This is a genomic window from Lampropedia puyangensis, from assembly GCF_004833285.1.
GTDB classification, from domain to species: domain Bacteria; phylum Pseudomonadota; class Gammaproteobacteria; order Burkholderiales; family Burkholderiaceae_C; genus Lampropedia; species Lampropedia puyangensis.
Genome location: NZ_STFG01000026.1, coordinates 1 through 15,620, shown reverse-complemented (window position 1 = coordinate 15,620; position 15,620 = coordinate 1). Strand labels below are relative to the sequence as shown.

At 49.2% G+C, this 15,620-nt stretch carries 9 protein-coding genes; 6 read left to right on the top strand and 3 right to left on the bottom strand.

All coding sequences use genetic code 11. The features are described 5' to 3' along the window. Positions 1-62: 62 nt before the first annotated feature. The 3 genes from E9531_RS15520 to E9531_RS15510 all read right to left on the bottom strand — a co-directional run bounded on the left by E9531_RS15520 (position 63) and on the right by E9531_RS15510 (position 3,166). Positions 63-302 (bottom strand): helix-turn-helix transcriptional regulator, encoded by a 240-nt coding sequence (locus tag E9531_RS15520; protein WP_136574685.1) that lies wholly within the window; start codon positions 300-302, stop codon positions 63-65. A 338-nt stretch (positions 303-640) separates the two neighbouring features. After that, positions 641-1,927 carry a hypothetical protein gene (locus E9531_RS15515; RefSeq protein WP_136574684.1) on the bottom strand — a complete coding sequence of 429 codons (1,287 nt, stop codon included), beginning with the start codon at positions 1,925-1,927 and terminating at the stop codon, positions 641-643. A 42-nt stretch (positions 1,928-1,969) separates the two neighbouring features. Then, complete coding sequence (locus tag E9531_RS15510; RefSeq protein WP_136574683.1) at positions 1,970-3,166, bottom strand: tyrosine-type recombinase/integrase; 1,197 nt, start codon at positions 3,164-3,166, stop codon at positions 1,970-1,972. 129 nt (positions 3,167-3,295) lie between these two features. Here E9531_RS15510 and E9531_RS15505 point away from each other — a divergent pair, with 129 nt between their 5' ends. From E9531_RS15505 to E9531_RS15480, 6 genes are all read left to right on the top strand, one after another. Next, positions 3,296-3,754, top strand: coding sequence for a helix-turn-helix transcriptional regulator (locus E9531_RS15505; protein ID WP_136574682.1), 459 nt, complete (start codon positions 3,296-3,298; stop codon positions 3,752-3,754). A 177-nt stretch (positions 3,755-3,931) separates the two neighbouring features. Next, positions 3,932-4,744, top strand: coding sequence for a hypothetical protein (locus E9531_RS15500; protein ID WP_136574681.1), 813 nt, complete (start codon positions 3,932-3,934; stop codon positions 4,742-4,744). Between the two features lie 90 nt (positions 4,745-4,834). Next, entirely contained in the window at positions 4,835-6,712 is a 1,878-nt protein-coding gene (locus E9531_RS15495) for a UvrD-helicase domain-containing protein (protein WP_158291816.1), read from the top strand. Positions 6,713-7,107: 395 nt separating this feature from the next. Continuing rightward, a complete protein-coding gene (locus E9531_RS15490; RefSeq protein ID WP_136574679.1) occupies positions 7,108-12,612 on the top strand; it encodes a choice-of-anchor U domain-containing protein in 5,505 nt (1,834 codons plus the stop codon). A gap of 12 nt (positions 12,613-12,624) precedes the next feature. Then, positions 12,625-13,671 (top strand): rhodanese-like domain-containing protein, encoded by a 1,047-nt coding sequence (locus E9531_RS15485; RefSeq protein WP_136574678.1) that lies wholly within the window; start codon positions 12,625-12,627, stop codon positions 13,669-13,671. Between the two features lie 70 nt (positions 13,672-13,741). Next, positions 13,742-15,620 (top strand): peptidase associated/transthyretin-like domain-containing protein (locus E9531_RS15480; protein ID WP_136574677.1); only part of this gene is annotated, 1,879 nt, incomplete at its 3' end.

The window sequence follows — 15,620 nt, the reverse complement described above, 5'->3', positions numbered from 1 at the left end:
TTGAAAATTGCATGAGATTGAATTTGCTAATGTTGATTTTACGTTGATTTTGTTTTGTTTAATTATTTCGCTGAAGAGCGGCTTGCTTCAATTTTTGATGCAATCCATTCGTTAAGTTCTGATTCGATCCATGCGATCCGAGCATCACTGATTCGAATGCTTCTTGGAAAGGATGGATCGTGGTACTTGGAGTTAGGATTTATTTTTGAATAAATTGATGTTTTGCCAAGTTGAGTTTTTTGACACACTTGGCTTAAGACGATCAGATTGATCGAATCAGATTGCTTTGGTGAATTGTTCATTCTTTCTCCATTCGTGTTGATTTAGAAGAATCGACGCATGTGGTGCGTTTTCTTCAAACCATCACGAGAGGAAATGAAAAATTGAAATTTAAAAAATCCGCAGCATGAATAGGCGCCCTAGAAGGAGGCGGAAGGCTTGTCGATGCGAGTCTCATGCATCACCACACAGACGACTCGATCAGGCTAGATGACGTGCGTTATACGATGATTTTTTTAGCTTCATACGCGATACAAAAAAGTCACTCACTCGCTATAGAAGTGAAGCTTAGTACGGTGCTTTAAAAATTTCTTAAAGAATTTTTAAAAAACATCTTAAAGAAGTTTTATGTATATAAAAATTAAGAAGGCAAATCAATTCTGAACGACCAACGAGATGATCTTCTCTCATCTGCTTTGGCCTCTGATTTGGGCCTGATTAGGCGGCGCTCGATGGTGAGATAAGTTGCAAGATCTCTAATGAATTCCTGGTCAGACTTTGAGTGCAGATTGATCTTGCATATGTGTGATTTTGCAGAAAACCCCATTGGTCTGAATGATAGTTGTGCTTGAGATTTTTCAAATAATGCCAGCGTTTTTCTTATCGGCTTGCTTTTTTTAGATAACTCTTTGATATATGATGAGACATCATTTGTCAATGTTTCTTTTGTTAAATCCTTTTTTGAAAATTCATCTTCTAATTTTGATGAGTGTTTAAATACATAAATTGCATTTGTGAATGAGAAATCAAGATTTTTCGGAATTTCGAACTGATCTCCAGATCGAACAATTTCTCCATAGCTAGACTTGGATGCAATGATGCCAATGTACTCCGAGGAGTACTTTTCTTTGAAAAGTTTAGACAGTGTAAATGCCCATTTCATCGAAAGCCAATGATCATGATCTTGTGAGCTGCTAGATATGACGCTTAAAATTAGCAAATTCTTATTTAGTTTGCCAACTGGTGAGAATGCTTCAATTATATTTTTCTTGTTTTGATTGGATTTTCTAATATAAGATTCTTCCGATTGATTTTTTGGGAATGATGTTTTTTTTGCGGTAGTGGTGATATTGATGGTTCTTGTAGGGGAGTTCTTATAGTCTTTTGAATCATTCAGAGAGAAATCGCTTAAGGCTTTTTTTGTGGTTGAATTTATTTCCGTGGATGCTAAGTAATGACCAATGTTTGAGCTTTTGTACATTGATCTCAAATTGGTTAGATATGATTGCAGCTCATTCTTTGTGAATTCATTGAATGGTTTGTCAATAGAATAATTTGACTTTGAATGTAATATTGCACTTATTCCTCTGGCGTCATGCAGCACTGTGAGTAGTGCTGCATAATCCTGAACTAATTTGCTTTCATTAAAAAATATGAAGCCCCTATTGGTTTTTTTACATTGATAGGAAAGACTTGGTTCTACAAGTTGGTACGACCGAATGGCATGGTATCCCAATGATGCCCATAGCAGCTCTCTACTTCTTTCTAATTCTCTAAGCTGTTCGTGCGCCGTTGTTCCCTGCATGCCTTTCGGGATTTTGATGTCATGAAATACGAATTCGTCACTGGCTCCAATTGGAAATCTATCTGGATATGTATCTTTTTGAATGGATAGGTTGATTTTTGAAATTTTGCTTTGTTTAGGCATTTTGAATTGATTGATCGTTTATTTTTAAGAAATTGATTTAAATCACTTCTGTGATTGAATGCAATGATCAGCCCATTGTTGCATCATGATGCGGCGCTTCTCAAGTGCATCCCCCCTCCGATAGGCTGCTTCGACTTTATTGATGAGGGTGTGGGCAAGGGCTTGCTCAGCCAGTTCTCTTGGATGATTGGTCCGCTCTGCCGCCCAATCGCGAAATGAAGAGCGAAATCCATGTGGAACGTATTTGAGTTCCATTCGGCGCATCATTTGGTTCAAGGCCATGTCTGATAGTTGATGGCCTCCTGGGGAGGCAAAGACAAAGGGAGATTGATTAATTCTAGGCAGTGCTGAAAGCAGAGTTAGTGCTTGAGTCGAGAGTGGCACTCTGTGTTCGGTAGAGGTTTTGGTGCGATCAGCCGGTATGACCCATACTTTATTCTCTAGATCAAGTTCATCCCAGCGTGCACCACGCGTTTCACCAGAACGGGTCGCTGTGAGGATCAGAAAGATCATGGCCTGAGCCGCGAGGCCTCTTTTGTGTACGACACTTTGGATGAAGGCGGGTACTTCATCGATGGGCATGGCAGGATGGTGTTCTACCTTTTGTACTTTGCTGGGTTTAGGCAGGATGCTGTCGAGGTGGCCTTTCCAGCGCGCGGGGTTTTCCCCGCTGCGGTATTTGCGCACTGTGGCGTAGTCGAGCACGGATTCAATGCGCCCCCGAAGGCGACTGGCAGTTTCTGTTTTGCTCAGCCAGATAGGCTCAAGACAGGCAAGAATGTGGGGGAGTTCAATTTGATCGACTGCCAATGCTCCTATCGTTGGATAGGCGTAGGTGGTCAGTGTATTAGCCCACTGCTGCTGGTGCTTCGCGTTCTTCCACTCGCTGCTTTTAGAAGCAATCAGTGCTAGCGCGCACTCTTTAAAGGTTTTAGAGGTGCTTTGTTGAGCAAGTAGTTGCTCTTTAGCTAGCTTTCTTGGCGTGATGGGAATTTGTCCTGCTTGGACGCTTTTACGCATTTCACGAGCCAGATCCCTTGCCTCTGCAAGACCAATTTGAGGAAAGGAGCCTAAGCCGAGATCGCGGCGCTTTTCTCCAACCAGCATACGCAAGACCCAAGCTTTACTGCCATTGCTGATGCGAAGGTGTAGTCCGTCAGCTCCACCGACTGCATAACGTCCATCCTCTTTGAGTTGTTGGACGGCTCGAATAGAGAGTTCTTTGGCTTTCTTAGGCATCAAATACAATAATCTTTCTGTCCCACATCTTGCCCACATAAAACATTGGAGTGAGTCGGTTTTCGTTGAACGATACTGAACGATTAGTGTACATTAGTTCCTTTTAAAACAACATGTTATTGTTTTTATTTGAACTTCTCTGATCTTGCATTTGGCGGACTTCGTCTGATCCCAATCTGTGACCCGCTGGATGATGATGAGCCTGGAACAGCCAAAATTTTCTATTCAGGACAGGGGAAAACACAGGGCTGGATCGTTAAGGACTCAGACAATCAACGTATTTGGATTGAAGGCAAGATCGTCAAAATTGGGCAAAAAATCAAACCAAACGAGATAATTTCTAGTCAATCAGAGGACAAAAAAATCTGCAGTAAAAATACATGGTACGAGCAAGAATGGAAACGTATCGCAGTAGAAAAAAGTGGAGGAGCAGATCCAATTGTGTGCATGAATTTTGTCTCGATCTATACAAATCGATCATCCTCCACTATCTATCGTCAGATAAAAGATGAGAAATTTCCAGCTCCAAAAAAATCAGGAAATAAAAATGTTTGGAAGCTTTCATTAATAGAGTCTCTTCTCAATTGACACCATGCAAGAGGGCTGTAAAGTCCTCAACCAAAGGGCTTTGTTGCACAAATAAATCTTAACTTATTGATATCAATAAATTTTTCACAATGCAAAATAAAATCAACCCAACAAAATCAATGACTTACGGATTTATGCAACAAAGCCCAACCAAAGTCACGAAAAAAATTCAAGGCAATGAAACACTTACATTTTTACGACTTAGTCACTCTATGGCTGGACTCCTCTACCCTAGAGCAAGGTGAATGGGTAGATGAATGCAGTCAGTACACTGCGACAAAAAAACTTCAGACACTGAATCCAAAATGGAAAACAAAACTGGAATTACATCAACCTTCAAGTGAATGCCTAAAATTTCTAAAAAAAAGCTTAGGCACTCTTATTAACCATCAGATATCAAAAGTGGAATTCGCACTTGACATCGTCCCCAGCGAACATGAGGTTGAAGCAGCAATTCCCTTAGCGTCAAAGTTCTTAAAGAATTGTTATTTAAAGGCGGTTCAAACATCACTCACGCTGAAAGACGAGACGACATGGTATTCAGGTCAAAGGGACTCTTCTGACAAGATTTTTGTTATTTACTGCGACCGCCCTAGTAAACCTGCCCGGAGCAACGGGGACTGTTTTCACATGGAGTGGAGACTGCATGGTGAAGCACTTCAAGCAGTAGGAGCTACAACGCTCAGCGATTTGATTGCTTTTGATCATGAAGCTTTCTGGAACGCAAAAATATGCGTCACAAAGTCACTCGCACAAACCCAGTTTGGGCAGCTGCTTCATCGCAATCGCCAATCACATACACAAGTAAAAATTAGCGACCCTGCCCTACGCAAGCTTGCACGTGAGTGGCGACAGTCATTCACCCTGCCGTATGGAGATATGGAGCAGTTTGTGATGCATAACGCCCTAGTGAAGCAACCAAAGTTGAAGCGACAACTATTGTCACAGCAACCATTTGGAGAGTGGCTGCAAGAGTTGATTCAGGCCTAGGACTTCAGTTTTGGTACTGATATAGGCACCACTTTTTACCAACCACCTGTGATCACTAAATCAATGAATGAGGCCCTAAAGGGGAGAAACATGGCTATTGAGTCAACCACAAGCACTTCAGCGCGGCATTCACATGCCCTAAAACGTAACCGCGCTATGCGCAAGCGCGTCAATCGGCACGCAGAATCTTTTCATGACAAACGCTTCGCTATGGATTGCACAGAAAAAGAAGTAGATGCGATTGTTTGCAGCCCCCACAAACATGTAGAGGTCATGGCAGTTGCAGGAAGCGGGAAAACACACACATTGATGATGCGCATCCTTTATCTCATAGTCAATAAAGTTGATCCAGAAAAGATCCTATTGCTTGGGTTCACAAACGCATCGGTAGATAACCTCAACGATCGTATCCGCGAATGGTGTGATGCACCTTTGGCGGAACACACACAGCGTGCATTGGAAAGAAACGGGCTGAGCTTGAATGCACAAATACGCAAGGGTTTGATACGTGTTCAGGCCAAAACTGTGCATGGTTTTGCTCTCAATTTGCTGCGCCCACAAGGCTGTAAAGGAATTGCGACACATGCAGAGCGGCACCCGTTGTTTAAGCACGCTGTTGATTCTGTGTTACGAAGGTTAGAGAGCAAAACGGTGTGGCCAAGAATGGGCGCAAGTCTTCGTCAAACAGTTCGCAATCATCTGACCGAATTGGGAAAGTTAGGAGCAAATAAAACGGAGGCCATTTATGAAATGGATGCGACGGAGTTGGCACAGCTGTGGTTGCCTGGTGTTGACCATGGGGAGCGTATCGTTGCAAAGGTCGTTGAAGCTTTCAATACCCTATGCACCACTGATGGAAAATTCACCTATGACGAGTTGCTGATTGGTGCAAGTGAGTATCTTAAAAAACACAGGACAGCACACGACGTAACGCATGTATTGGTTGATGAATATCAAGATTGTGACTCGGCGCAACGTAACGTCATTCGCAACCTTGGCTTATTTGCTGGTTGTTCAGTGATGGCAGTGGGTGACCCTGATCAAGCCATTTTTGGTTTTTCAGGTGGGGGATACAAACCGCTGAAGAACCTGCTGAAGGGCTCAGTCAACTACCCACTAAGTGTGTCATTCCGACTGACTAAGCCAATGGCTGATCTTGCCAATGCAGTGCGTAAATCTGATGCCTCAATTCAAGCCCTTCGCGGAGGTTCAAAACCCAAAACTCTCCGTTTTCCCAGTGAACAATCACAAGCCAATTTTGCAGCCAGCTGGGCTGAAAGGCTGCTTAACCAGGAAGTGCCGAAGAACCAGGTTGCAGTGATTGGTCGCACACATGCTTCGCTGAAAATGTTGCGGCGAGCGCTGCTTAAGAAGGGACTGCTTGGTTTTGATCTAAAGACACTTGTTGCGCTGAAAAAAGTGCTGCATGCCTGTGAAATGATCTCTAGGCCAACCAGTACCAATTCATGGATGCCAAACTGGTTAGGCACATTAGCAAACGATCATCAGAAGAAACAACTACGAAATGCCGCCAAAGCACACTGCATGATGAGTCGATTTCGTATTCTTCGACAGCTGTATTGGCGGACACAGTGTGCAATGAATGACGCGGAAAAAACGATTTTGAAAGACTTAGAGCTTGTCGAACCACTGCTGAACGCATTTGAGACACCGTTGCAAGCTTGGTGTCATTTCAAAAGCTTTGACGGTGGTGTGAGTGTGATGACGGTACATGCAGCAAAAGGCAAGGAATGGGATCATGTGATGGTGATTGGCGCTGTGGATGGATTAATGCCAATCCAATATGCAATTGATCAGAAGCGCCTGAAAGAGGAGCGCAATGTGATGTATGTCGCAGTTACACGAGCTCGCGTCAACTTGACAATACTATGGTGCCCCATGACCCATGTTGGGCGTTTTGCAAAGCAAAGCGTTGAGCTCAACCAGATCAGTCGCTTTTTACGCTGACACAGAAGGTGCAGTGGGGTGGGGAAATTACTTTTCTTTTGGCTGCCACTTTCTCCGCCTCACGCTTGAATGCGCCTTGTACGGTGCACCTCCAATCCCCCCCTCAACTACCGATAACAGCGATTATCGATAGTGCAACTCATGCATAAACGAATGTTTGTCATAAGCATCGCCGAATTCATACCGCATCTTGTTCGCTGGATCACATTACGAAGACGCATCAATTTGGAAAGACGCCACAAATTTGATGAATCTAAAAATTTAGATGAACGACTTTTCCTATGAAGGTTCAATATTTTCAATGGATGAGAATGCAAACAATCGTCTGAGTGCCTGGATCAACTTCAAACAATTTGGCACATTGTTGGAATAAAAGTAACCAACAAGGTTCGAGTATGAGAGATGAGGGAGTGTTTTTAAAGCACAGGATGTGGCAACGCTTTGCGTGGATGCTGTTTGTGTTTTTTGCATTTTGGCAATTATGTGGTGTGGCATTGGCACAAGCTGCTGATGCGGTGTGCGCTGAAGTCAAAATCGTCATTGAGCAAAAACTCTCTCTGGAGCGTCAAGCATTTGATGCTCGAATGATAATCACCAATGGCCTGACCGATCAGAAACTCGAAAACGTCAGCATTGAATTATTGTTTTTTGATGAAAACAATACCCCAATCAACGCCACTACCGATCCTAATGCGGTTGGTTCGCCATTTTTTTTTCGCACCGACAGAGTAGAGGGTGTCAACTCTTTAACAGCAGGCACGATCAACGAAAAAGCGGTTGCTGATATTAACTGGCTCATCATTCCATCGGCTGGTACGGGCGGTGATCAGTCGCAGGGCAAGGTGTACTACATCGGCGCCAAGCTCACTTATACGATTGAAGGCAAAACAGAAACCGTCGAGGTGACGCCAGAATTCATCGTAGTGCGTCCCCAGCCATTATTAGAGCTCGATTATTTCTTGCCGCGCGATGTGCATGGCGATGACCCATTCACTGCACCTGTTGAGCCCCCGGAGCCATTTACCTTAGGTGTTCGAGTTAAAAACGTCGGTGCAGGCGTTTCTTATAAAACGCATATTGAATCAGCCCAGCCAAAAATTGTAGAAAACGACCAAGGGTTGCTGGTTGGCTTTGAGATTTTGGGTGGGTTTGTTGGCGACCAACCGGCGGGCAAAAGCCTGCTATTGAACTTTGGTGACGTCGATGGCGGCACTGCCGCCACAGGTCGCTGGAATATGGTGACCACTCTTTCTGGTAAGTTTGTGGAGTTCGATGCCAGCTTTACCCATGCTGACAGTTTGGGTGGGGCCGTCACTTCTTTGCTCAGTGCCGTGCGTACTCACACGCTTGTCAGTGATGTATTGGTCGATTTGGCTGGCCGCGATCAAATACGCGATTTTTTGGCGCGTGATGGCAGCGTGCTACGTGTGTATGAATCCGACGGCAACGATACAGAGGTCCTTGATCAAAGTGATCGTGCCAGTCTCAGCAGCCAAGGGGCTACCAGTGCGCTGAGCTTCCCGCCTGTTGCAAATGGCTTTGCTTATGCCCGTGTGCCAGACCCTTCAAGGGGCAGTCAAGCCATAGGCGCTGTACGGCGTTCTGATGGCTATATCTTGCCTCCAGAAAACGCCTGGCTCTCCAAGGAGAGGGATGACAACCTTCAGTGGCATTACTACATCAATATTTTTGATGCCAACACGACAGGCCAGTACCAGTTAGGTTTTGCGCAATCGGAGTTTGCGCAAATCACGGGTAGTGTTTACCGTGATGTCAACGGCAATGGTGTGCGTGATGAGGGTGAGCCTGCGATGGGGGGTGCTCCCGTCGTTCTGACCGGTGTAGAAACGACCACAGGTCAAAACGTACAAACCACTGCACATACAGAGGCCGATGGCAGTTTCCAGTTCGTCAACCTAAAGCCTGGAACCTATCACTTGGCTGCCGATGTACAGGCGGGCTTTATTGATGGGGTTGCCTTGGCTGGCAGCGCCGGTGGGCAAGCAATGCCTGGGGTGATTTCCGGTATCGCGCTCACAGCTGGCATGAGTGCGACAAATTACCAATTTGCTAAAACCACTGTGGGTTCAAACGGGACTGATGCTGCGGACTTGGCAATAGCGCTGAGTGTCTCTCTAGACAATGCCAAGGTCGGTGATACCGTCACATTGACCATCGCCGCAAGCAACCAAGGCCCCGCCAATGCGCAGGCCACGGCTGTGAGTGTTGGATTACCAGTTAATCTGAAGGTCACAGGATCGCAAGCAAGTATTGGCAGCTTCTCAGGCAGCAGTTGGTCGATCGGCAGCTTTGCCGCAGATAGCCAAGCGCAGCTGACGCTGGAGTTGGAAGTCACTGCGAAGGATCCTCAAAACGCAACCATGACCGCAAGCATCGGCTCTTCTACCCGCGATCCGATTACCACCAATAACAGCCGCACCATCAGCATCGCCGTTGAGCAAGGCGATGCGGTCAAGGCGGCACAACATTTGTGGCAAGGCACACGTGTACTGCTCTATGTGGGTTGCACAAGCAATGCAGTGGATTGCCCACAGTTGCAAATCAGTTCTGCGCAAGAAGCGCTGAGTGATGTGGCTGAGTCCATTACCACTGTCACGACCGAGCAGGCTTTGCGTGTGGCCTTGCGCAGTGGAGCGCACAGCGTGATCTGGCTACATGGCAGTGTCCAAGGTTTAAGCGCCGACATGCTCACAGAGATACAAGCCGCTGCCGTGCGGGGTGTCAGCGTGATGCTGGATGGCTCTGCCAATGATGAGTCCATCGCTTCTGCAGGCCTCTGGGCGCCAGGTCTAGGCGCGGTGTATGCAGGCGATACCTCCAATGTGCGTATTGATGGGCAAGCCATTGCCATCGTAGGGGCTTCTCGCCCAGTCCAGGTCAGTAATGACACGCAAACGCATTTGCTATTTGCTGATGACAATGTGGCCGTGGCGCAAACCGCTTTGGGGCAAGGTCAAGTGTGGATCGCGGGCTTTGATGTGCTTGGCAGTAACCTTTCGCAAGCTTTGCTAAAAGCGTTCTTGCAAGAACAGATCACAGAAGCGATTGCACCCAAGATCGTTGATCCTATGTTGGCAGGCTCACGCGTAAGCTTGGTCTCAGAAGTAACCAACCTCTCAGCCGATGATGTGGTTTTAGACTTAACCACGCAGCTTGGTAATAGCCTCAAGCTTTTACAAGCCCAACCTGCAGCCACGACAAGCGACAACGATAAAGCTCTGTGGCGTCAAAGCTTGGCAGCCCAAAGCGCGCCCAAAAACGTCATCGCCGAATTGCAATTGCCAGAGCAAACGCAGGCCATTGTGGTGCAATCCGCTCTGGTCAATAGCGGTACACAAACCGCAGTTCAAAGCTGGCAGTTCCCTGTACGTGTCATTGACCAGGCTGAAGCTCAGAGTCATGCCTTGAGCATCATTGCCGGAATAACCAATGCGCCGAGCTCGCAACAAGCAGCTTTGGATGCGATCGCCGATTTGCTTGCGCAGGCGCAACAGGCCCTCAATAGCCAAGATCATGATGCTGCGCTGGATGCGCTGCTGGATGCGTTCACCTTAAGCCAGAACTTGCAAGGGGTAAGCCAACAAGCCGTATTGCAACAGGCGATTAGCCGGTGGCTGGGCTTGGCAGCTGTTCACTGGAGTGATGGGCAGGGTCCAGGTGCGTCCGAGTTGTCTATTGCCGTCTTTGCGGGATCGGGACAAAGCACACATGTGAGTTCTGAATTCGGCCAGGTGCTCATGGCCAAGGTCAGCGATGAAGAGGGTCTGCCGGTAGCTGGTGTACTGGTCAATTTTGTATTGCCTGCAGCGGGGCCTTCCGCAACGTTTGCTGGTGGTGCCCTGCAAGCGACGGCGCACACCGATGCGCAAGGTATTGCCAGCTCTCCAGTGCTCACTGCCAATGCGCAGGTCGGCAGTTTTACAGCACAAGCATTGACCGACCAGGCTGTGGCGCCAGTAGAGTTCGCGTTGACCAACTTGGCTATATCTGCGCCATATATTTTGTTGCAGCCACAAGTCGGAGACGGCCAAACGACCACGGTCAATACCAAGTTTGCACAAGCCTTGCAAGTGCTAGTTACAGATGCAAACGGCCAAGCCTTGGCTGATCGGGCCGTGGTCTTTAGCTTGCCTGCAAGTGGGGCCAGCGCCTTGTTCGCAGGCGATCTTGCTACTGTGACAGTGCAAACCAATACACAAGGCCTTGCAACATCACCTCTGATGGTGGCAAACGCAACGGCTGGTTCATGGACAGCCACTGCAAGCACAGCAGGCGCTCAGCAAGCAGTGGAGTTTGGGTTTACCAATGTTCCCGTTGCCACCCCTGTCTGGACTTTGCAAGTCATTACAGGTCATGGGCAAAGTACGCCTGTTAATACGGCTTATGCCGAAGCTCTGCGCGTTCGTGTGGTCGATGCACAGGGATTGCCGGTGTCCGGCCAATTGGTGAGTTTCGCCGCTCCTGATAGTGGTGCGAGTGTCGTATTTGGGGGAAGCCAAACAACCGCGCAAGTGAGCACAGACGCACAAGGTTATGCCCAAGCGCCGCAAATGCAAGCCAATGCCAGCGTTGGTAACTTCGTGGTGAATGCTTCTACCGTTAATGCACAGGCTCCGGTTCAATTTAGCCTAGAAAACACAGCCGTTGCCACACCTCGATTGAATGTGCAAATGGTCAGCGGCTTTGAGCAAACGGCAACCATTGAAAGTGCCTTTGCACAAGGTTTACGGGTGCGTGTAACCGATGCGGCCGGTTTGCCAGTCGAGGGTGTTCACGTTCACTTTGAAGCACCTACCAGTGGAGCTTCGGCACTGTTTGGTTCAAATCATTATGAGCAAGAGGTCACAACGAACGCCCAAGGCGAGGCAACCAGTGCCGTACCAATAGCCAATGCCACGGCTGGTCAGTATGTCGTGTTTGCTCGCGTGGCCAATGGCGTGCAAGCAGCAACATTCACACTGAGTAACGTCCCAGTCTCTGTGCCTGTGATTGTGCTGCAAAGTCAAGCGGGTGACGGTCAAACGGCCACGGTTAATACGGGGTTTGCACAAGCCTTGCAAGTGCTGGTTACCGATGCCAACGGCCAAGCATTGGCTGATCGGGCGGTGGTGTTTAGCTTGCCTGTAAGTGGGGCCAGTGCCTTGTTCGCAGGGAACCTGACTACCGTGACAGTGCAAACCAATACACAAGGCCTTGCTTCATCGCCTCTGATGGTAGCCAATCCAGTGGCTGGCTCATGGACAGCCACTGCAAGCACAGCAGGCGCTCAGCAAACGGTGCAGTTTGGATTGACCAACTCCGCAATTCCAAGTGCTGATAACCGTCTCTTCACAGGCGCAACTCCAACGGGGACAGGCATTGTGAAATCCAGCATTGTGGGTGGCGGTGCGCAATGTCGTTTTAATCCTGAAAACACAGCCATTAAACGTCCAGAAGGCGTTGTGCCTATCCTGCAGATGCTGCTGTTCCCGCATGGTGTGTTTGATTTTGAGTTGATCGGCTGTGACCCGGGCAGCACCGTCACCGTGACCACTGAATGGCCAAACCTGCTCAATATCACGGGTTATCTCAAGTATGGTCCAACGCCAACTTCGCGAGGTCGCAGCATCTGGTATCCACCGCAAAACCTCAAAATCGTTGGCAGGGCGATCAGCTTCACCATCACGGATGGGGGCTGGGGAGATGACGATCTCACGGCCAACGGGATCATCCGTGATCCAGGCGGTCCGGTGATTCAAACTGGCCCATTGCCTGCGCCTGAAACCCCAGTGCAAGTCCCTGTGAACACCAAGTTGGGTTTACTGTTGTTGGCTCTGGCGATGCTCTTTGGCGCAAAACGTGTACAGCGTGCTGGATTCTGGCGCGCTGCGCAGCGATAAAAGGTGGCCATGATGCAAGCATGTACATGGAATGCACGTTGGCTCGTCGTATCGGTGTGTTTGAGTGCGGTGGGAATGGCAGCGGCACAAGCGCAGAACCCGCCAAACGCTGCCGTTGCTTCATCAACATCGGGAGTGGTTGTTTCAGAGTCTGTCACTGCGGGCGCCTTGGAAGCGTTAAGCGCCTCGTGCCAGGCCAGTGACTATCTTCCACAAGACACCAAAGCGATGGTGTGGCCTAAAGCCCAACCAGCACAACCCGTTCAACCGAATCGTATTGCCGGTTGCTCTGTTGAGGCGATGGACATCAAACAAGCGCTGGAGCAGTCCAGTGGCAATATGACACTGGTGGATGTTCGCCCTTTTGCAGCCAAGCGTGACTACGTTCCTCATGCTTTAGAGGTTTCGCTGCGAGACCTCCCGCAGCGCTCTTTTTTAAAGGGACAAAATGTTGTTTTGCTAGGCACTGGGCTGGATGATCCAACACTACTGGCCGTTTGCGAAGACTTGCAGCGTCAAGGCTTTAGTCAAGTGCAATCGGTGCGAGGCGGTGCGCCTGCTTTTTTAGAAGCAGCTGGGTTGGTTTCTACCGCTTATGTGCGCTCAATCACCCCTGCGCAATGGGTACAGAGTTTGATGCAAGGCCAGCAATGGCACCTGGCCATCAGTGCGACACAAGCAAAAGAACACGCCAATGAGCTACCAATGCCAGCTGCGCTGCAGTGGAGTGCAAAACAAAGCCAAAGTCTCGGCAGCTTAGCCACTGTTTTGAGGCAACAACAGGCCAAGTTGACTTCTGCAAACACTACCACTGCATTGTCGTCGCCATTGATTGTGTTAGCTGATGGGCTGACCTCCCAAGCGTTGGAGCAACAGTTGCAGTCAGCAGCAGTAAAAGCTGGATCTAAAGCATCTATCTCTGGCATTCAGGCTACGCATTCGACACCTATCTACGTACTGGAAGGTGGTTGGCCCGCTTACGAGGCCTTTGTTCAACAAAACCATGAAATACAGGTCACTGCGGCGCAATCCTTACAGCGCGCTTGTGGTGCTTTGTAAAGCGATGGCCCCGCTGCAGAAATAACAAGGCCTGACCGCCATAAGACCATTGAATAAAGAGAGCAAGTTCATGAGGGAATCCCTATCCACCGCATCGAGGGCCGCATGTGCAGCCCAGCCTCTTGCATCGACTCAGTCACAAGGCAGCCTGTTGCCGTTGCTTTTGCGTCAGATATGGATAGGCATGTTCATGCTGCTAGCCGTTACTTTGATGGCAGGCACAGGTAACGCTTTGGCGACGACCCCTGTCACTGGCACGATCACCGGCAATACCACTTGGACGACACAAAACTCACCTTACGATTTGCAAGGGGACGTGGTGCTCGATAACGGCGCACTGCTGACGGTGCAACCCGGCGTGACCGTGCGCATGGCTGCCAATGCCAGCTTTACCCTCAAGCGTGGAGCCTTGCAAGCACAAGGCAACGCACAAGCACCGATCACCATTACATCAGCCAATGCCAATCCCGCCCCTGGCGACTGGGGGCAATGGCGCTTCACCTCTGGCACAGACAACGCCCGCACCTTGCTGGAACATGTGGTGATGGAATACGGCGCAGGGGTTGCGATTGACAACGCCTCACCGGTGATTCGCAATTCAGAGTTTCGCTTCCACAGCTCAGCGGCCATCAGCATTGATCTGGCCTCGTCGCCCATTGGTGCAGGCAATAGTGCCCATGACAATGCCGTCAACGCCATTGCCGTGCCAGCGGGCACCATCCGCTCGCAGGTGATCTGGGGGCTGGTAGGCATTCCCTACCTCGTGCAGCAAGGCATCGTGCAGGTGGGCCAAGCGCCTTTGGCACTGGAGCCCAGTCGTTTGCGCATGAGTCCCGGTGTGGTCGCGCTGTTGCAAGCGGGCTTGGCCCAGCCAGCAGGCGCAGGCGGCATCGTTTTGGATGTCTCTAGTAGTGTGCCTTCTGTAGCCTCTACGGCCAGCCGCGTCACCATTGCACAAGACCAGCGCAGTGCGGATATTGAAGTACAAGCCAACGCTTTGGGTCAAACCAAAATCACGGTTAGCCATGCACAGTTGGGCACGGCAGAAACCATTGTAGAAGTGCTTCAACTGCCCGCAATGAGTTTGGTGCCCGGTAAACCCACCATCGGCGTGAATCGCCCCACACCATTGATGCTCTCACTGCCAAACCCAGCACCGGATGGCGGATTGACGGTGCAATTGGTCAACACCGATTCCACTATTGCAAGCGCTCCCAGCAGCGTTTTGGTTGCTGCTGGCCAGCAAAGTGTCAGCTTTGAAGTCACCGGCTTGGTGGATGGCCAAACGCGATTGTCTGCACGCGCTGAAGGCTATGCCGATGCATTGGCTACCGTCACTGTGCGTGGCAAAGCCTTGGTTTTGCCCACCAGCGTTGTCGTGGCTCCTGGTGGGTCTACCCAGGTTGCGCTGGAAGTGACGGAACCTGCCCCCGCAGGAGGTCTTACCGTTGTATTGTCAACCCAGCAAACCAGTACCGCCACTGTGCCTGCTTCCGTGACGATTCCTGCAGGGCAAAGCAAAACGGTGTTGAACGTACAAGGCCATGCATTGGGAACCACGAGCCTGGCAGCCAGTGCCAGCGGCTACCAGTCGGCCAGTGCTTCCGTATTGGTCGATGCGATCGCGATTCAAACCGAACCCAACGGCAACCTCACCACAAATGTGGAGCTCAGCCGCAGCTTGCGGGTATTGCTTTCCAAAGCAGCGCCACAAGGTGGCGTCACGATCGCCGTCAGTAGTAGCGACCCTGAAATCGCCTCTGTAACTCCTTCTGAATTGACCGTATTGGATGGACAAATCTACGCTACCACACCAATTACTATCAAAGGCATCTCTGCGGGGCAGGCTTCGATTACTTTGAGCGCTCCTGGTTTACTTGAAAAGTCGGTAACTGTGAATGTTCAGGAGCAGGGAGCCCTGAAGCTGAGCACGTACGCTAATAGTGGTC

Coding starts and splice junctions, on each gene's coding strand:
- E9531_RS15515 (WP_136574684.1), bottom strand. CDS start 1,927: ATGCCTAAACAAAGCAAAATTTCAAAAATCAACCTATCCATTCAAAAA.
- E9531_RS15510 (WP_136574683.1), bottom strand. CDS start 3,166: ATGCCTAAGAAAGCCAAAGAACTCTCTATTCGAGCCGTCCAACAACTC.
- E9531_RS15495 (WP_158291816.1), top strand. CDS start 4,835: ATGGCTATTGAGTCAACCACAAGCACTTCAGCGCGGCATTCACATGCC.
- E9531_RS15500 (WP_136574681.1), top strand. CDS start 3,932: ATGAAACACTTACATTTTTACGACTTAGTCACTCTATGGCTGGACTCC.
- E9531_RS15520 (WP_136574685.1), bottom strand. CDS start 302: ATGAACAATTCACCAAAGCAATCTGATTCGATCAATCTGATCGTCTTA.
- E9531_RS15490 (WP_136574679.1), top strand. CDS start 7,108: ATGAGAGATGAGGGAGTGTTTTTAAAGCACAGGATGTGGCAACGCTTT.
- E9531_RS15485 (WP_136574678.1), top strand. CDS start 12,625: ATGCAAGCATGTACATGGAATGCACGTTGGCTCGTCGTATCGGTGTGT.